The sequence below is a fragment of the Thalassotalea sp. Sam97 genome (genome assembly GCF_041379765.1).
In the GTDB taxonomy this organism is placed as follows: Bacteria; Pseudomonadota; Gammaproteobacteria; order Enterobacterales; family Alteromonadaceae; genus Thalassotalea_A; species Thalassotalea_A maritima.
In genome coordinates this window covers 498,768-518,384 of record NZ_CP166919.1, presented here as the reverse complement: position 1 = coordinate 518,384, position 19,617 = coordinate 498,768, and the positions used below count along the sequence as shown (strand labels likewise).

15 protein-coding genes are annotated in these 19,617 nt (G+C 41.8%); 10 read left to right on the top strand and 5 right to left on the bottom strand.

Features of this window, described 5'->3' with window-relative positions; all coding sequences use genetic code 11:
• The first annotated feature begins 404 nt into the window (after nucleotides 1-404).
• From ccmA to ACAX20_RS02225, 7 genes are all read left to right on the top strand, one after another.
• The gene (gene ccmA, locus ACAX20_RS02255; protein WP_371189553.1) at nucleotides 405-1,058 is read left to right on the top strand and encodes a cytochrome c biogenesis heme-transporting ATPase CcmA; all 654 of its coding nucleotides are present in this window, start codon (nucleotides 405-407) and stop codon (nucleotides 1,056-1,058) included.
• Nucleotides 1,059-1,061: 3 nt separating this feature from the next.
• Complete coding sequence (ccmB, locus tag ACAX20_RS02250; protein ID WP_371188245.1) at nucleotides 1,062-1,742, top strand: heme exporter protein CcmB; 681 nt, start codon at nucleotides 1,062-1,064, stop codon at nucleotides 1,740-1,742.
• Between the two features lies 1 nt (nucleotide 1,743).
• A complete protein-coding gene (locus ACAX20_RS02245) occupies nucleotides 1,744-2,490 on the top strand; it encodes a heme ABC transporter permease (protein WP_371188243.1) in 747 nt (248 codons plus the stop codon).
• Between the two features lie 4 nt (nucleotides 2,491-2,494).
• Nucleotides 2,495-2,704, top strand: a complete 210-nt coding sequence (gene ccmD, locus ACAX20_RS02240) for a heme exporter protein CcmD (protein WP_371188242.1) — start codon at nucleotides 2,495-2,497, stop codon at nucleotides 2,702-2,704.
• A gap of 2 nt (nucleotides 2,705-2,706) precedes the next feature.
• Nucleotides 2,707-3,165 carry a cytochrome c maturation protein CcmE gene (gene ccmE, locus ACAX20_RS02235; protein ID WP_371188240.1) on the top strand — a complete coding sequence of 153 codons (459 nt, stop codon included), beginning with the start codon at nucleotides 2,707-2,709 and terminating at the stop codon, nucleotides 3,163-3,165.
• A 473-nt stretch (nucleotides 3,166-3,638) separates the two neighbouring features.
• Nucleotides 3,639-6,251 carry a TonB-dependent receptor gene (locus ACAX20_RS02230; RefSeq protein ID WP_371188238.1) on the top strand — a complete coding sequence of 871 codons (2,613 nt, stop codon included), beginning with the start codon at nucleotides 3,639-3,641 and terminating at the stop codon, nucleotides 6,249-6,251.
• Between the two features lie 111 nt (nucleotides 6,252-6,362).
• Entirely contained in the window at nucleotides 6,363-6,611 is a 249-nt protein-coding gene (locus ACAX20_RS02225; protein WP_371188236.1) for a hypothetical protein, read from the top strand.
• A gap of 65 nt (nucleotides 6,612-6,676) precedes the next feature.
• Here ACAX20_RS02225 and ACAX20_RS02220 read toward each other — a convergent pair whose 3' ends face one another.
• The 4 genes from ACAX20_RS02220 to ACAX20_RS02205 form a co-directional block, all read right to left on the bottom strand.
• The gene (locus ACAX20_RS02220) at nucleotides 6,677-7,084 is read right to left on the bottom strand and encodes an ExbD/TolR family protein (protein WP_371188234.1); all 408 of its coding nucleotides are present in this window, start codon (nucleotides 7,082-7,084) and stop codon (nucleotides 6,677-6,679) included.
• Between the two features lie 242 nt (nucleotides 7,085-7,326).
• The gene (locus tag ACAX20_RS02215) at nucleotides 7,327-8,052 is read right to left on the bottom strand and encodes a response regulator transcription factor (protein ID WP_371188232.1); all 726 of its coding nucleotides are present in this window, start codon (nucleotides 8,050-8,052) and stop codon (nucleotides 7,327-7,329) included.
• A 310-nt stretch (nucleotides 8,053-8,362) separates the two neighbouring features.
• On the bottom strand, nucleotides 8,363-10,141 hold the full coding sequence (locus tag ACAX20_RS02210) for an acyl-CoA dehydrogenase C-terminal domain-containing protein (RefSeq protein WP_371188230.1): 1,779 nt from the start codon (nucleotides 10,139-10,141) through the stop codon (nucleotides 8,363-8,365).
• Nucleotides 10,142-10,555: 414 nt separating this feature from the next.
• Complete coding sequence (locus tag ACAX20_RS02205) at nucleotides 10,556-11,941, bottom strand: PhoH family protein (protein WP_371188228.1); 1,386 nt, start codon at nucleotides 11,939-11,941, stop codon at nucleotides 10,556-10,558.
• A 369-nt stretch (nucleotides 11,942-12,310) separates the two neighbouring features.
• Here ACAX20_RS02205 and rapA point away from each other — a divergent pair, with 369 nt between their 5' ends.
• Both rapA and rluA read left to right on the top strand, forming a co-directional pair.
• The gene (gene rapA / locus ACAX20_RS02200) at nucleotides 12,311-15,211 is read left to right on the top strand and encodes an RNA polymerase-associated protein RapA (protein WP_371188226.1); all 2,901 of its coding nucleotides are present in this window, start codon (nucleotides 12,311-12,313) and stop codon (nucleotides 15,209-15,211) included.
• Between the two features lie 95 nt (nucleotides 15,212-15,306).
• On the top strand, nucleotides 15,307-15,975 hold the full coding sequence (rluA, locus tag ACAX20_RS02195) for a bifunctional tRNA pseudouridine(32) synthase/23S rRNA pseudouridine(746) synthase RluA (protein ID WP_371188224.1): 669 nt from the start codon (nucleotides 15,307-15,309) through the stop codon (nucleotides 15,973-15,975).
• Nucleotides 15,976-16,070: 95 nt separating this feature from the next.
• On the opposite strand, the gene djlA is transcribed toward rluA, so the two are convergent.
• Nucleotides 16,071-16,871: a co-chaperone DjlA gene (djlA, locus tag ACAX20_RS02190; protein ID WP_371188222.1), complete on the bottom strand. Its 801-nt coding sequence runs from the start codon at nucleotides 16,869-16,871 to the stop codon at nucleotides 16,071-16,073.
• A 412-nt stretch (nucleotides 16,872-17,283) separates the two neighbouring features.
• On the opposite strand from djlA, the gene lptD reads away from it, so the two are divergent.
• Nucleotides 17,284-19,584 (top strand): LPS assembly protein LptD, encoded by a 2,301-nt coding sequence (lptD, locus tag ACAX20_RS02185; protein WP_371188220.1) that lies wholly within the window; start codon nucleotides 17,284-17,286, stop codon nucleotides 19,582-19,584.
• The last annotated feature ends 33 nt before the right edge of the window (nucleotides 19,585-19,617 follow it).

The window sequence follows — 19,617 nt, the reverse complement described above, 5'->3', positions numbered from 1 at the left end:
ATTGGGGCTATGGACATACGCACAGGCGCGCACAAAAATCACGTTATTATAGCAACACCGGCGCGGAATAAAATGCTATCACAACGAAAAAACCTTAACTTTCAAGAGAAACCTTGTGTTAACAAAAACCAAACTTTCTCTGTAGTTATACGCATACCATATAACGATAGTTTTAATTTTATCGCCATTTGCTGTTGTTATTAAAATATACACGCCGGCAGCCTAAATAATCAGGGGCATTCTATGACAACCCGGTACTATTCCTTTAGATGAATTATCACCACCTTATTACCATAAATATCATAAGGATTTAGCTTGGATTCGTGAATAATTTCCGCTGCAGTCTTCTTTTACTGCCCACAAACAAGTAAAATCTTTGGCTAATAACATATATTTCAATGGTTTTGACAGCTTTGGCAAATACTCCTTATTTATTACAAGCAGAACAGCTCACTTGCATTCGCGAAGACCGAATATTATTTGACGAGTTGTCATTTACGGTGAGCGCTGGTGATATTATTCAAGTGGAAGGCGCTAATGGTACCGGCAAAACCAGCTTATTGCGTATTTTATCTGGTTTATCACAGCCCTACTCAGGTGATGTGTTATATCAACAGCAGAGCATTAACGATATCAGTGAAGAGTATTATCAGGATCTGTTATTTTTAGGTCATTTGCCGGGTGTGAAAGGGGAAATGACCAGTGAAGAAAATTTACAATTTTATCTTAGCCTGCATGGTCAAGATCCTGCACGTGCTGAGCAAACTCTCGATATCGTTAACTTATATGGCTTTGAAGATGCCAAAGCCAGTCACCTCAGTGCCGGTCAACATCGCCGAATTGCCTTGGCGCGCCTATGGCAAACTAATGCAAAAATTTGGATATTAGATGAACCCTTTACCGCGATCGACAAAGCAGGGGTTCGCCAGTTGGAATCATTGATACAAGCTCATGCACAACAAGGTGGCTGTGTTATCATGACAACTCACCAAGATTTACAGATGGATAGCAATTTGTATCGTAAAATTCGTCTTGAATACAATGGCATAGAGGGCTAACGCATGTCATTATCTTACCGTCATGCCTTTATGCTTATTTTAAAGCGCGATTTAACCATAGCGTTGCGTCACCGAGACGATATCGTCAACCCTCTATTATTTTTCATTATCGTTGTGTCATTATTCCCATTAGGAATTGGACCTGCCAGTAACACTCTAATGAAAATAGCACCGGGGGTGATTTGGGTCGCGGCGTTACTTGCTACATTGTTATCACTCGAACGCTTATTTAAAAACGACCACCAAGATGGTTCCTTAGAACAAATGCTTCTAAGTCCATGCCCTAATTTTATCTTAGTATTGGCAAAAATTAGCGCTCATTGGTTGATTACAGGCTTACCACTTATCATAATAGCGCCATTATTAGGCATATTGCTGAATTTACACGAACAAAGTTATATCGCCTTATTATTGACCCTATTGTTGGGTACCCCCGTATTGAGTTTATTAGGGGCTATTGGCGTCGCATTAACTGTCGGATTAAAAAAAGGCGGGGTGCTATTAAGCTTACTGGTGTTACCTTTGTATATTCCAGTACTTATTTTTGCTACCAGTGCGATAGATGCCGCCAGTATGAATTTGGCATACGATGGTCAACTAGCGATTATCGCTGCCCTATTTTTTGCAAGTTTAACCCTCGCGCCATTTGCCGTGAGCGCAGCTTTAAAAGTGAGTACCAATTAATATGTGGAAGTGGCTTCATCCGTACGCAAACCCAGAAACGTCGTATCATTTTTGCGGCCGTTTATTGCCGTGGTTAGCAGTAATTAGCACTATCGTGTTGACGGCTGGTTTAGCGTTAGCGTTATTGTTCTCACCTGCCGATTATCAGCAAGGTGAAACCGTACGTATTTTCTATATTCATGTACCATCAGCCATGCTGTCTATGGGTATTTACTTAGGCATGGCCATTGCCGCTCTATCAGCCTTGGTATGGCAATTGAAGCTTGCTGAAGCATCAATAGCGGCACTCGCGCCAATCGGTGCTATATTCACCGCCATTGCCTTATTTACCGGTGCCGCGTGGGGTAAACCTATGTGGGGAACATGGTGGGTTTGGGATGCTCGCTTAACCTCAGAGCTTATATTATTGTTTTTATATCTTGGTGTTATCGCTCTTGATAATGCCTTTGACGATCGTGCTTTAGCCGGAAAGGCTGCGAGCGTTTTGGCGTTAGTCGGTGTGGTGAATTTGCCGATTATTCACTACTCCGTTGAATGGTGGAACACCTTGCACCAAGGCGCAACAATTTCGAAATTGGAAAAACCATCAATTTCCACAGAGATGTTAATCCCATTCTTAGTTTGTTTTATCGGTTTCGCGTTCATGACAGCGAGCCTATTTTGCTTGCGTTTTAGAGCACAAATTATTGAACGAAATGCCATGCGCCCATGGGTAAAAGCACTGGCTAAGCAAGCAAGTGGAGAGTAATATCATGGCATTTGAATCTTTTGCTGACTTTATCAATATGGGTGGCTACGGTTTCTTTGTTTGGCTATCTTATGCATTTTGTGCAGTAACCTTAAGTGTGTTAACCATTAACAGCCTCGGGTTACAGCAAGCTCAGTTCAAAAAAATTAACAACCGTCTAAAACGTGAAGCAAAGCTCAAGCAAGCAGCTCAACGTCGTATTAAAGGTGAATAGTTATGAATCCTCGTCGTAAAAAGAGATTAACGATAGTAACGACCATTATTGTAGGTATTGCTATTGTTGCAGGTTTATCACTGTATGCATTAAGCACCAACATTGATTTATTCTTCACCCCAAGTGAAATTGTCCAAGGCAAGGAAAAAACCGGTGAAAAGCCGGTGGTTGGTCAACGCATCCGTGTTGGCGGTCTAGTCGTTAATGGTAGTGTAGAACGCGACGCCGAAAGCTTAAAGGTCGCATTTAAACTGATTGATACCGGCCCAATGATCACCGTTAAATACGATGGTATTCTGCCAGATCTATTTAGAGAAGGCCAAGGTATCGTCGCTCAAGGAATTTTAATCGAACCAACGGTATTGGAAGCCAGTGAGGTGTTAGCGAAACATGATGAAGAATACATGCCAAAAGAAGTCGCAGAGGCTGTCGGTAAACATCACAAAAAGCCAAGCTATTAAATAGTAAATTTCTATATATCACAAAGCCCGCTCACTGTGCGGGCTTTGTTTTAATGGCCAATGGCACAAAAATCTAAAAGCAAGGCTATAAAAATAACGCCATTTATACTATGGCGATCTTTTATGACAGTGTTGCGATGGATATAGCTAAATAGATATAGCGCAACCAAAATAGTCTAATAAATGCACACACTTGCTTTCGCCTAAGTCGCTCATTTATCATTAGCCAATCTCCCCTAATTTGGCCTAAAGAGGCTAAATCACTCGACAGACACATATCCACAACCAAATAAGAACACAAAGAGCACAACAATAAAACACACAATTAACATAGTAGACACTCCGTTTACACTCCTTAACTATGTGTTACATGTTGTTCTCCTCGCTCCCTAGATTCCCCTAATATGAAGGGATGTCATGGACAAATACAAGAATAATTTCCATTGTCCTCACTGAAAAATCCAGGAGTAAAAATGTTTAACAAAAACGCAATTACAAAAGCACTTATGTTTAGTGCTGCAGCGACAACGGCTGCCTTTGCACAAAATGCAAAAGCCGAAGAAGGTGCAAAAGATGTAGAACGAATTCAAGTTACGGGTTCACGCATCAAACGTGCGGACATGGAAACTGCAAGCCCTGTAACCGTTATCGGTGCAGAGCAAATTCTACAGTCTGGTGCAACATCGATCGACCAAGTACTACAAAAAACCACTGCTGCTAGCGGTGCAATGACCAATCCAGGCATCAACAACGGCTCAGGCGGTAATGCCAGCATCAACCTACGTGGTTTAGGTTCTAGCCGTACCCTAGTATTGGTTAACGGTCGTCGTATGATCAACTCTGGTACTGGTGCTGCATCGACTGTTGATTTGAACACTATCCCTGTATCAATGATCCAACGTGTTGAAGTGCTAAAAGATGGTGCTTCTGCTGTTTACGGTTCAGATGCTGTTGCGGGTGTTGTTAACATCATCCTAAAACGCGATTACGAAGGTTTTGAAGTAAACGTTAACGGCGGTATGTCAGGTGAAGCTGACGGTGAAGAAATGGGCTTAGACATCACTCTAGGTGGCTCATTCGATAAAGGTAACGCCGTTGTTGGTCTATCATACGTAGATCGTGGTTCTGTTGGCATGGCTGATCGTGACGGTAGCCAATGTGATTACACAGAGTCAAAAGATGACGAAGGTAACATTCAATTAGTATGTGGTGGTTCTAGCTACACGCCTTACGGTCATATTTGGTCTGGTAAAGGTGATGATGCGAAAAGCTTACAAGGTGCTGCTGACGGCACTTGGAAAGACTTCACAGCTACTGACAAGTACAACTACAACCCTGAAAGCTTCTTATACACACCAATGAAGAAGTTAAACGTAACAGGTGTTGGTACGTATGAAGTGTCTGATTACACCATGTTCTTCACTGAAATGATGTACTCTAAGCGTTGGTCAAAACAACAAATGGCACCACAACCTGTATGGTTCAACTTCACTTATGAAGATTGGATGGGTGACTCACTAATCGACAGTGGCATCAGCTACGGTGATGATATCGCTTATGGTCGTCGTATGGCCGATACTGGTCCTCGTAAATTCGCTCAAGCAGTAGATACAGTGCGTGTTTCTTCTGGTTTACAAGGCGAGTTCGATAACGGTTGGTCATGGGATGCATCGATCACGTTTGGTCGTAACGACTCTGTAGATTCAGTTGCTAACCTACACAACATGGGTCTAATTCAGCAAGATATCCAAGCGGGTACATTCAACCCAATGGAGCAAGCTTCTTGGTTGCCAGAGACTATGGGTGAGTACGTATACACCGAAATCAACAGCGGCGGTAGCGAAATGCTTAACATCGCAGCGTCATTGAGCGGTGAGCTAATGGAAGTACCAGCTGGTTACATTGGTTTTGCAGCGGGTATCGAATCACGTACTGAAAAAGCATGGTACACACCAGATTCACTAACTGCCCAAGGTATGGCTAACGATCCAAAACAAGAGCCAACAGCTGGTGAGTACGACGTAAACGAAGCGTACTTAGAGCTTGCTATCCCTGTTTTAGAAGACGTTGCATTTGCTGATAACATCGAAATCAGCACTGCTGTTCGTGCATTTGACTACTCTACTTTTGGTAGCGATGCAACTTGGAAACTTGGTTTAACGTGGAAAGTAAACGATGAACTAATGGTTCGTTCAGTAGCATCGACGGCATTCCGTGCACCGTCAGTTGGCGAGCTATTCGGTGGTGCATCACCATCATTTGACCAAGTTGTTCACCCAGCAACAGATCAAGAACAAGCGATTGTAACTGTTGGTGGTAACCAAGACCTAACACCTGAAGAAGCGGAAACCTTCACTCTAGGTGTAGTATACGAGCCAGAGTGGTTTGACGGTTTATCAATCACTGCAGACTACTTCGATATTCAAATCGAAAACGCGATTGCTGAAGTTGATTCACAATACATTGCAGATCAGTGTTTAGCGGCTAACGGCTCGCTAATTAACCAAGAAACTGCATTGTGTAAGTCTGCGAACTTATCGATGGATAACACAGGTCGCATCAGCTTCAACAACCAATTACAAAACATTGGTGCAGAAAACAGCTCTGGTGTTGACTTAAACATTGCATACAGCTTTGAAGCGGCAGGTCTAGACTGGAATGCAAGCCTTGATACAACATGGTTAAACGAGTTTGAACAACAAACAACTGGCGATGCTATCGACTACGTAGGCATCATCACTAGTGGTATCGGTGGTTACGCTGAATTCAAATCAAACCTGAACATCAATGCTCGTGGTTCAAACTGGGATGCTGGCTATAAAGCACGTTACATCTCAGGTATGGACAGCTTCAAGTGTTTAGCTGATGCCTCGAAGTGTTTAGCTCCAGCTACTGGCACAGTGATTTATCATGACTTAAACGGTGCTTATCACTACAGCGAGAACGTAACCTTCTCAGGTGGTGTTAACAACTTACTTGATAAAGCAGCGCCTTACTACACAGGTAATAACGACGCGAATACTGACCCTTACTCATACGATACAATGGGTCGCTACTTCTTCGTTAAAGCCTCGTTGAAGTTCTAAGCCAATTAGTATATAAATCAAAAAGCGAAGACAATGTCTTCGCTTTTTGTATCTACTGAATAACAATGGCAATCATGTCTCGTTAACTTCTATTTACCCAAGGAACTGGTAATGTTGTTTAAGAAACTAAGACAAGAAGAAAGCTCTCGCTTCGATCGCTCTCCTTATACATACAGCACGGCGTTGTTCTTGTTGATGTTTGGTTTAACCACTTGCCTTTGGCATATGCTTGAATTAATCGAACTTGTCTGCGTTCATTACGATTACGCCCTAAACACTATAATCGCCTTAGCTTTATCAGTAACTGTGCTGGTTACGTTAAACAAAGACCTTGATGCGCTGAATAATCAGCAGCACTAACTGTATCAAAAGCGTTTTCTGTATTCTCTCGTCATTTAGAGGCACTTTAGCGTTACCTAAAAACGCTAATCAGACTTGGTTATCACCGATACCCGTAAGCCGTCAATATCTTTTATCTGATCCATAATCGCCACGATTGTTTCATGCTTAGTATCTTCATCTGCAGTCAGTAATATATTTGACACACTAATATCCGCTAACAAAAACTCTAAGTTTGCACTTATCCGCTCAACATCTGTCACTCGATTATTAATGGTGATGGTACCAACGCTATCGACTTTAATTAAAATAGAAGGGTTTTTATTATCCGATTTCTTTTGTGCTGACTCTGGGCGTTGCAAATCTAAGCCTTGCTCCTTAACAAACGAGGTTGTCACAATGAAAAAGATCAACATAATAAATACAATGTCGAGCATGGGAGTCATATCAACACCAGCTTCTTCTTCCATACCGTCGCGTTTTCTTCTTGCCATACGTTAAGCCCATCACAAATATCTAGTTCACAATTATTTAACTATATAACCATACGATAATTTCGCTAAATTATTATCAATAAAAGACAATCGCGACGATTCAAATGAATAACCTTGCAAACCATATCTCTTGGCTGTCATTTCGGCTAAAAGCTACCATGCTACAAAGCAAAACCGAGGCTTAAGCCTCGGTTTTATCAAATGTTAGTATGTTTAGAATAAATACAGTCTACACAACTAAATCAGTGTTCATCACCTGCCGATAACAAATAGCCTTTCCCCCAAATGGTTTTAATTTGGGTTTTTTCAACACCTTGACTGACTAGTTTATCGCGCAGGCGAGATAAACGGACATCGACAGAACGTTCTGAGCCATCGTATTCACGGCCAAGCAATAGCTTATAAATATCGTCTCGGGTTAACACTTTACCCGCATTGAACATAAGCAAACTCAATAGCTCAAACTCGAAAACGCTTAAGGATATTTGTTGCCCGTTTACTTCACAACGTTGCTCACTTGGAATTAAGGTGATCTCACCAACGGTTAGCTTTTGCCGAGAGCCAGCTGGAGATTTATTTTTCGTGCGTCGTAACAGAGCTTCAATGTGCGCCAAAATTAACTGAGGACTGCACGGCTTTACCAGATAATCGTCCGCACCAACGTTAAAGGCAGCAAGCTGCTCAGCCTCACTGGCACTCGATGTTAAAAATAGAATAGGTCCGGAATAGGTTGAACGCATTTCATGGCAGACTTTATAACCATCTTTTCCTGGCAGAGCGATATCTAAGATAATTAAATCCGGCTGAATTTTAATTTGGCTGCGCACAGCTTGATCGCCACGGAATACTTGATGCACCACGTGCGATGACTTTTCCAAAAATGATTTAAGCAAAGACGATAATACCTTATCATCTTCCACAATCATGATGGATGAAAACTCACTCACAGGTTTAAATTCTTTGCTCATCTTTTGAACTTAAGGGTAGGTTAAAATTTCTGCTATTTTCGCGATAGTAAACCAAGTTATACGTTAATACTGTTTACAATTGTAACTGAGCCGAACATTATACAATTGCCTACTAAGTGTAGACAACAATTGTCAGCATTAATGCAATAAAACACCAACAAATCGAGCGAACCAAAACACTCCCTTGTATAAGTCGCTGAACATAGGATAGCGAATTAGCTAAGACTTGGCTAAACAAAGCAGATTAATCAACTGCTTAAAAACTAAAAACCGATGCTAAGCATCGGTTTTTAGTTAAACGATATAATATTTAAAACAGTTCGTCTGGCAAATCAAACAGAAGCTCTGGCTTTGATAAGGCCGATGCTGATAAAGAGTGACGACGCGGCAGTATGCGAGCGAAGAAGTAGCGCGCGGTAATAAGTTTCGCCTGATAGAAATCACTTTCACTGGATTTTGCTAACGACGCTTTGGCCATCATCGCCCACATATAAGCAAGCGAGGTGTAACCAAATACGTGCAAATAGTCATTGGCGGCAGTTCCCAAGTATTCAGGATTTTTTTGTGCGCCCATTAATACTTTTTGCGTTAACTCGCTAAAGTCAGCAACCGCATTTGCTAACGGCTCGACAAACTCTGTCATTTCAGGGGTTTGATTATCCTGAATAAATAGCTGTACTTCTTTGCCAAAAGCTTGCATGAATTCACCACCATTTGCGGCAAGCTTGCGGCCGATAAGATCCATTGCTTGGACGCCATTTGTGCCTTCATATATCTGGGCAATACGACAATCTCTGACTAATTGCTCTTGACCCCACTCGCGAATATAACCATGACCACCAAAAACTTGTTGACCTGCAACTGTATTTTCTAAGCCGATATCGGTAAAAAATGCTTTAGCAAGCGGAGTCATAAGCGCTGTTAGCATCTCACCATGATGCTGCATAGCCCCTTCTGCATAGGTACTTAAATCAAGTTGCTTCGAAATGTACATAGCTAACGCGCGGTTACCTTCATTAAGGGCTTTCATGTTAAGCAACATACGACGCACATCACCGTGAACCATTAATGAATCAGCGGCTTTATCTGCTTGTTTAGTACCAGTTAAACTGCGACCTTGAATGCGTTCTTTTGCATACTCAAGTGCATTTTGATAGGAGCGTTCACCTGCACCTAAGCCCTGAATACCGACACCAATTCGCTCATAGTTCATCATAGTAAACATACAAGCCAAACCTTGATTGGCCTCACCAACTAAGTAGCCTTCAGCTTCATCAAAATTTAACACACATGTTGCTGACGCATGGATACCCATTTTGTGCTCAATACTGCCACATTCAACGCCATTGCGTTCGCCTAAGCTACCGTCGCTATTAACTTTAAATTTAGGCACTAAGAACAGCGAAATGCCTTTCGAACCAGCCGGCGCATCAGGCAGTTTAGCTAACACCAAATGAATAATATTGTCGGTTAGATCTTGTTCACCGCCAGTGATGAATATCTTAGAACCAGATAGTGTGTAACTGCCATCGCCACTAGCCACAGCCTTAGTGCGGATCATACCCAGATCGGTACCAGCATGGGCTTCAGTAAGGCACATGGTCCCCGCCCATTCACCACTGTACATACGCGGTAAATAGGTATTTTTAAGATCTTCACTACCGTGTTTGGCCAACAGCAAACAAGCCCCCGCAGTTAACCCCGGATATAAAGAAAATGCCATATCGGCCGCGCAGACCATTTCTTCTTGCAACGCCGTAAGCATTTTCGGCATGCCCATACCGCCAAAATTAACATCGCCACCAAGACCTACCCAGCCACCTTCGGCGTAAGTCTCAAAGGCTTGTTTGTAACCTGGAGGCGTAGTTACCTTAGCATCATGCCACTGTACTCCTACTTCATCACCTTGCCGGGAAATCGGCGCAATTACTTGCTGACAAATTTTTGCACATTCTTGCAAGATGGCATCAGCAGTATCTTTATCAATATTGTCTGCCAGCGCAGGCATTTCTGCCCACATTTTATCGGCCTCAAAAACATCATAAAGCAAAAAGTTCATATCTTGTAATGGTACTTGAAACTCAGCCACGACGGCCTCCTAATGCTATTAATTCAAAGTTATTATTGTTTGCTGCTGGTGTTGTTCACTATTCATTGTTACGAGTTTAGTTTTACTATAGTTCATAATTTAAACCCACAATTAAAACCACCAATTAAAACACATGTTTGAATAATGCATCAACTGGACCGATGTGTAAAGAAAAAGTAAACCGCACCAAGGTGACAAGAAATACTGACTGCAGAGCTTTAGCAGAATGAAAGGATATTATTACTGAACAAAGCACAGTTAAATCGACACAACAAGACTCACCTAGATTTGCCTAGGTATGGCATAAATTGAAAAGATACTTGAAACAAAAAACCAGAAAACCATGCCGCTATCGCGCGCAATGTGAGCGCGAAATTTCAACATGGCTATCTGGCTTTAAATGTGACTTAAGAGTTATAAATTCTCTTCGGCAAATGATGCTAACGAGCTACGTACAACACCGTTTAAGTTAACTGTGGTGCTTCCCGAATAATCCTTAAAACGCTCGACAATATACGTTAAGCCAGAAGTTAATGCCGTTAGGTAATTACTATCAATTTGTGCCAAGTTGCCTGCGCAAATTAATTTAGTTCCTTCACCGCAACGGGTAATAATGGTTTTTAATTGAGCTGCCGTTAAGTTTTGGCATTCATCCAAAATAACATAAGCATTTTGCAAGCTACGACCACGCATAAAGTTAACCGATTTAAACTGAATATTGGCTTTTTCCATAATATAGTTCATCGAACCATGCATACTTTCATCTTGCTTGTGCAACACCTCTAAAGAGTCGGTTATAGATGCTAACCAAGGCGCCATTTTCTCTTCTTCTGTGCCCGGTAAAAAGCCAATTGATTCTGCTATTTCTGGAGTCGAGCGGGTGACAATAATTTTCTCGTACTGACCTCGCTCAACGACGCTTTCAAGAGCACTCGCAAGAGCTAAAAGTGTCTTACCACAACCTGCAGGGCCCGTCAGGATAACGAGGTCAATGTTAGGATCGAGTAATGAATCAAACGCCATCCCTTGATAGATATTTTTCGGGTGGATACCCCATGCGCTGCGCCCCATCAAACGTTCGTAGCCCAAATCTTGGACTACCAATTTATCGTCTTGTATATCGACGATTTTACCGGCAAAGGTTTTTTCTTCATCAATTAAGTATTCATTAATAAAAGCCGTAGGGACCAGATCTTTGTCAAGAAAATGTTGGGTATAGCGACCATCGGTTTCGCTTTCACATTCTTGCACTTGCTGCCAAAAGTCACCTTTAAATTTATGGTAACCCTTAGTTAAAAATTTAATATCATCGACTAATTGGTCGGTACGATAATCTTCAACAAAAGCAACACCTGCGCCTTTGCCCTTTAAGCGCATATTGATATCTTTGGTGACCAATACCACTTTTTTATCTTTACATTGTTGTTGCAAGTGCAAAGCGGTACCAATAATACGGTTATCGTTGACATTGTGTGACAGGCCGCCTTGATGTTGCTCTAAATCAAAATCGTTAAAAATCGATAGAGTTCCGGCTTGCTGTTGTTGTTGGTTGTTGTTATTTGGTAACTCAACGCCGGCCAACACTTGCTCTGGGGAGGCATCCTTGAAGATATCTTCAAGTGCTCTGATGGCAACACGTGCATCACGACTTACGTCTTTGTTTCTATCTTTAATGCTGTCGAGCTCTTCAAGTACCGTCATTGGTATAACGACTTCATGCTCGTCAAAGGAAAGAAAAGCGAAAGGTTCATGTAAAAGAATGTTTGTATCTAATACATAGATGGTTTTTTTTTCGGTCATATTGTGTCCTACAGCTGTATTAATGTTTACGCAATGCTGAGTACCTTTATGGCAGAGCATCATCTGATAAACGCAAAGATTATCCTTAGCCTCCTTGTTAATTTAACCTAACCATAAGTTCAATCTGACAGTTTTTTAACCACTTTACAAGAGCTATTTCTGAAATATAGATGAAGATTTTTAAATAGATTCTATGCTTACTACACAACCCATTTACACTGTTCATCACTGCGCTGTAAGTCAGAAGAATTCTACAGAGTTGGCTTTTTGAGCAATTATCCGCAACACATGAAATAAAGGGTGAAAACTGGTGGGTAAATGGGTACCATAGCGCCCCTTTTTTCAAAGCCTTATTAATTGGAGTGTAATATGACTTTTTCTTTGGGTCAGCGATGGATCAGCGACAGTGAATCGGATCAAGGTCTTGGTACTGTGGTCGATGTATCTGGACGATTTGTCACTGTGCTATTTACCGCAACCGGCGAATCACGCCAATATGCGATTCAAGATGCACCTTTGACTCGAGTCATATTCTCTGTTGGTGACCAAGTACCATCACACGAAGGCTTTAGCATGCGCATTACCAATGTGCATTTTGAAAACGAGCTATACACCTACAGTGGCGAGCGTATTGATAACGGTGAAGAAGTTGTCTTAAAAGAGATGATGCTTGACCATTACATCAAGTTCAATAAACCACACGACCGTCTACTCAATGGTCAGTTTGATCGTTTAGATTGGTACAAACTGCGTAAATCATCGTTAAACTATCAATATCAACAGCAGCAATCACCACTAACAGGCTTAGTAGGAGGCCGAGTATCGTTAATTCCACATCAATTGCATATCGCTGAAGAAGTCGGTAAACGTTTCGCGCCTCGCGTGTTACTTGCCGATGAGGTTGGTTTAGGTAAAACCATTGAAGCCGGTTTGATCATTCATCAACAATTGGTGTCAGGTCGAGCCAAACGAGTATTAATTGCAGTACCAGAATCGTTAATGCACCAATGGTTGGTGGAGATGCTACGTCGCTTTAATCTCAAATTCAGTATTTTTGATGAAGAGCGCTGTCAACAGTACGATATTGATGAAAACCCATTTAGCAGTGAACAACTGGTATTGGTTAACTTAGATTTTCTAGCTAACAATGCAGAGCAGTTTGAAAACATCGCTAATGAAGACTGGGACTTGTTGGTTGTTGACGAAGCTCACCACTTACACTGGTCCGAACAACAGCCATCAATTGAGTACCAATGCATTGATATTCTTGCCGAAAATATTCCAGGTGTACTACTGTTAACCGCAACACCAGATCAGCTTGGTCACGAAAGCCACTTCGCGCGCTTGCGCTTGCTCGACAGTAACCGTTTTTATGACTACCAGAAATTTCTAAATGACGAACAACACTATGCCGAAGTCGCAAACGCTGCCAATAGTGTGTTGGGTGATAAAAAGCTGAGCAAAGCACAGCAAAAAACGCTAGTCGAATTAATTAACGAAACGGATATCAGCGATTTACTCGCAAATTTAAACGATGCTGAAAAAGCCCAAGACAGTAAACAGCAACTGGTCAATATGTTGTTGGATCGCCACGGTACAGGCCGTATCTTGTTTCGTAACTCACGTAACACCATTAGCGGTTTCCCTAGCCGTCACTTACATGCCATACAGCTCGAGTTGCCAGCACAATACGAACAAGCAATTAATGAGCTGATCAGCGAACGCGATGTGTCATCATTGCGAGAACAAGCTATTGGCCAAAAGATTTTCACCCCTGAAATGCTATATCAGCTGAATTCGCAAACCGAGCAATGGTATGAGTTTGACAGCCGTGTCGAATTTCTTATTGATTTACTTAACCAAGACCGTCAGCGTAAAGTATTGGTTATTTGTGCTCACGCACAAACCGCGAAAGACTTAGAACAAGCATTACGCGTCAAAGAAGGTATACGTGCCGCGGTTTTCCACGAAGGCATGAGTATATTTGAGCGTGATAAAGCCGCTGCTTACTTTGCCCAAGAAGAAGACGCAGCGCAGGTATTGCTGTGTTCAGAAATAGGCTCTGAGGGACGTAACTTCCAATTCGCACATCATTTAGTATTATTTGATCTGCCAACCAACCCTGATTTATTAGAACAGCGAATTGGCCGTTTGGACCGAATTGGTCAAACGCAAGACATCGCCATTCACGTGCCATATTTTAGTAACTCACCACAGTCGATGCTACTTAACTGGTACCACAATGCCTTAGATGCATTTGAGCATACCTGCATTACCGCGCGCGCCGTATATGATAAATTCTCAAGCGAATTATTTACCCTCGCCTTGCAAGGTGTATGGCAAGATGATGCCTTACATAATGTTATTGAGCAAAGCAAACAACTGCACTTACAGATTAAAACCGAGCTTGAACAGGGTCGTGATAAACTGCTCGAAATAAACTCTTCTGGGCAAGGTCATGCTGAATCGTTAGTTACGAAAATAGCCAACATCGATGATGACTTTGAACTTGCATCATACATGTTCTCAGTATTTGATGTATTTGGCTTAAACCAAGATGATAAGTCCGACAACGCCATTGCCTTAACGCCAAGCGAGCATATGTTAAGTAGCAATTTCCCGAACTTACCTGAAGATGGTACAACCATAACATTTGATCGTCATACCGCATTAAGCTGTGAAGATTATCAATTATTAACCTGGGATCACCCTATGGTGACTGGTGCAATGGATATGGTACTCAGTGACGAAATTGGTAACGCCAGTATTGGCCTATTAAAAAACCCAGCCATCCCGGTTGGTACCTTTTTCATTGAATGTATTTATACCCTATCCGCTATGGCGCCAAGTCAATTGCAAGTCGGTCGCTATTTACCAACCACTCCGGTGCGAGTATTGGTTGATAAAAACGGTAATGACTTAGCGGCTAAAGTAGCTGAAGCGGTATTTGATAACCAATTATCACCAGTGAAAAAACAAGTGGGCCTGCAATTAGTCAAGGCATTGAAACCACAGATCCCTAGTTTAATTGAGAAAGCCGAGCAGCACGCTAAAGGCAAAATTGATACGCTAATTAGTCAAGCGAAGCAAACCATGCAGCAATCGCTGAATGAAGAACATCAGCGTTTACAGGCATTAGCGAAAATCAATCCAAGCGTGCGCCAATCAGAACTTGATTTTATTGTGCACCAACAGCAAGAATTAACACATGTGATTGATCATGCGCAATTAAACTTTGAAGCGGTACGCCTTATTGTGGTGAGTCAGTAGACTCATCACATGCTACCTCCGATGGCATAATATCAATGCTTATATGCCTCAAAGCATAGTAAGCGTCACTTAATCATCTGACAGTAAATGAATTCATGAGTGCCAACCCCGACTTTATTTATAAGCCACCGTTAACGCCGTATCTTGATATTATTTATCAAGACAATGACCTTGTTGTGCTCAATAAAGCCAGTGGAATACTGACTGTACCAGGACGCTTAGCAGAGCATCAAGATTGCTTACAAACAAGGGTGCAGCGGGTGTTGCCAACTGCCACCATAGTGCATCGATTAGACATGGCAACGTCAGGCATTATTATTATGGCGCTGAATAAGGCTAGCCATGTCGCCATTTCTCAGCAATTTGAAAGACGCCAAACAACCAAATATTATTTTGCTCGAGTTTATGGCCATCTTGATCAACAACATGGCAGTATAGATTTACCGTTAGTCTGTGACTGGCCCAATCGCCCAAAACAAAAAGTATGTTTTGATAAAGGCAAACAAGCACTGACGCACTATCAAGTGCTTGCCTATGAAAATAACACCACCCTAGTTAAGTTAATGCCTGTTACAGGGCGTTCGCATCAACTGCGAGTGCATATGTTATCGTTAGGGCATCCTATTTTAGGCGATCGCTTATACGCTCACAAAAAGGCCTTAACGATGAGTGAGCGCTTACAACTACACTCTGGCTATTATGCGATTCGCCACCCTAAAACCGGAGATTTGTTAGAATTTCAGGCTGACTGCCCATTTAATTAGCGGTTATTCGACACAGTGTTGGTTTAAGTATCACGGCTTACCTGTTAAATGACTTTTTCAAAACTTGCCCATTTACGGGTTAAGCTTTAATCCATTTACGAGCGCGCGCGCTGCTTATTAATTAACTCGTATGCGGCTTGAATGTCTTGTGCTTTTTGCTTGGCATCTTGCATTAACTCCGGCGGCAAGCCTTTAGCAAGTAACTTATCAGGGTGATGCTGCGCCATGAGCTTTCGATACGCCTTTTTGATCACAGCCATCTCATCCGTTGCACTCACACCTAAAATTTTATAAGCATTTTCAAGTTGGTATTGAGCTTGCTGGGGACCTTGGGGACCGCTATGTTGATGAAATTGCTCACCGGCAACAATGCGATCTAACAGCATATCGAGTTCACGCGCCGATATACCAAGACCACGCGCGACTTTATGGAGAATTTTTCGTTCTTCAGGGTGTAATTCGCCATCTGCAAATGCAGCTTGAATCTGAATTTCAATAAACATTTGCAATAGGTCATGACGACCAAAACAGGCGACGCGAAGCTGACGAATGGTTTTGTCGACATCAAAAAACACATCTTTGCCCTGGCGAAACGCTTCTTGCGCTAGCTCTTTCGTTTCTTGATTCAAACCCCAGCGGTGCATAGAAGCTTGTGCAAAAGCGATTTCTTCTTCAGTCACTCGACCACTGGCTTTTGCGATATGCCCCATAATGGAGTAAGTTGCATTAAAAAAAGTATTCTGTCTATCTTGCTCGCTTTGTTTACCAAAAGTGCTGAAGTCAAAATCTAAACCTTTATCGAATTTATGACCTAGCCAAAGACCAAGGAGAGCACCGAATAATCGCCCGGCTAAAAACCCCAGTAAAAATCCAATGACTTTGCCCCAAATTCGCATCTATCTACCTTGCTCTATTTATCATTTCCCAGTGTGGTCACTGATGTAGTGATCTCCCTAACAGCTATGTTACTCTTTTTTATATAAAATTGTTAGCTCTATCACACGGATGGTTGGCAAAATTATCGCGCTGGATTAACAGGATTATTTCGCTCGTTTGTTATATCCTTTATGATGTTTAGGCTTGACGCTTATGCTCGATAGCGAGCGCCTGTTGTTTTCTCCGTTTAGCACGGTAAAATTGGGAGCAAAATACCGTCAAGCTATGTTAAACTATAAAGCAACAATAATATTAATTATACCAATTACTTAATCCTCGCTACCGAGACTAAAAAATAAACGACTTAAATTGGTATAGTGTGTCGTGATATAAGCGTTAGACGGCACTTCACGCATTTTTACCGGACTGTGAATGCTCAAATACATACCCTATTACCTGCTTACTATTGGTTTGTTGCCTGTTTCTGCATTCGCCGAGCAACAAGCTCGCGATAATGCTTTATCACAAGCAGAACAACGAGAGTGTCAGGCAGCCTCCCCCTTACCTATTGAGATGCGTTCAGAGCAACTTATCGATCCCAAGCTAATATTAATCGAATCACAGCATTCAGTGGTTGAAAAAAATCGCAAAGTCAGCCTTTCTGGCAACGTTGTTTTGTCCACCAATAACAACCAAATTCGTGCCGATGAGATTGTTATCGATAAAGAGCTCGGCATTATTGAAACCAAAGGAATGACTCGTTTTCGTAGTGAAGGGTTAACCGTTGATGCCGATCGGCTAACCGCTAACAACCAAGATAAGACCATAGAACTGGTGAACTCCCAATATGAATTACACCCAACCAATGGTCGAGGTGGTGCGGGATTATTAGCCATCGATGAGCAAGGGTTGTTGTTAACCGACTCAACATTTACAACATGTACAGGTGCCGTACCCGATTGGCAAATTGGTGCCAGCGAAATTAATTTATCGGTTGAAGATAATTCTGGCGAGGCATGGCATACGGTATTTCGAGTCAAAGATATTCCGGTTTTTTACTTGCCGTATTTTAATTTCCCATTGACCGATCAGCGAAAAACAGGCTTTTTATATCCAAAGATAGGCAGCTCTAGTAACTCTGGTTTTGAATTTGGCATGCCATTTTATTGGAACATTGCGCCTAACTTCGATGCAACTATCACCCCTAACTACATGTCCAAACGCGGACTGCAACTAAATAGTGAATTTCGCTACCTTATTGACGGTCAATTTGGTCAATTGAACATCGAATATTTAGACAAGGATAAAGAGTTTTTCAATCCCGACGCTAGCCGGTACCTGCATCGATTTCAACACTTTGGTACGCTGGCTGACAATTATCGTGTTTACGTTGACTACAGCACCATCAGCGATGATGATTATCTAGTCGATATCGGTAGCAATCAATTTAGTAAAACCGAAGCCTACTTATGGCGCATTGGTGAAGTATCTTATTTTGATGATTTTTGGCATTCGACATTAAAAGTTCAAGACTTTAAGGTACTTGGTACCAACAATGAAAGCTATAAAACGGTACCACAACTTGAAGCGCAAATGTATTTGCCACTTGGCTTCTATCAAACAACATTCAACCTTTATGGTGAGTACAGTCGTTTTGATATTTCAAATCCTCAACTGCCAACAGCTGACCGATTTCATCTAGAAGCAGGCATTTCTTTACCTTTTAGTAAACCTGGATGGTTTATTGATACGGATGCAAGGTTAATGCATACCTATTATCAACAAGATAATATTGACTTCATTCCTCAAAGTGACGGCTTAAGCTTAGCCGAATCGGTCTCGCGTACCCTACCTAAAATACGCCTGCATGCAGGGCTAAATTTTGATCGAGATACATCACTGTTTTTCGACAATAAAATACAAACATTTGAGCCTCAACTGCAGTATTTATATATCCCCGAGAAAGAGCAAAACAAGATTTTTATTTACGATACTTCGCCATTGCAAGACGACTTTGATGGTATCTTCCGTGACAGACGCTTCAGCGGTTTAGATCGTATCGCAGCTGCTAATCAATTATCGGTTGGTGCGACAACACGAATATTAAATTCGAATAACTCGGAACTTTTCCATCTGAGTTTAGGTCGTATTTTCTACTTGGATAATGCTGATATCGACTTTAGCGATTCGGAAGTCAACGTCGACAAATCAGCGTTGGCGGCGGAATTGTTTATACAACTTGCACAGCGCTGGCAACTGCAATCAGATATCCAATACAACACCGATCAGAGCGAAACAGCGAGAAGTCAAATTCGCGTTGACTATCGCCACAATGAGCGTAATCTTGTCCAGCTAAGCCATCGTTATTTAAACAATATTTCGGGACAAAGCATCGAACAATTTCGTTTGCTAACCAGTTTTCCAATAAATGATAAATGGCAGTTTGTTGGTCATATGACCCAAGATATAGTCGGCAAGCGTTCCCTAGAAACCTTTGCTGGTTTCCAATACGAAAGCTGTTGCTGGGCCGTGCGTTTTGCTTATCATCGTGATATTAATACCAACCTAATTGATGATGGTACCCAACAACAAAATCGCGGTGAATTTGACAGTGGTTTTATGGTACAGTTTGTGCTCAAAGGTATGGGTGGCAATCAACGTTCGTTGCCGATCGATGATATGTTAGATACGGGAATTTTTGGCTATAAACGCCCCTATTTTTTAAGTAATTAATAGCGACTTGTTCGCTTAACACCAATAAAGATG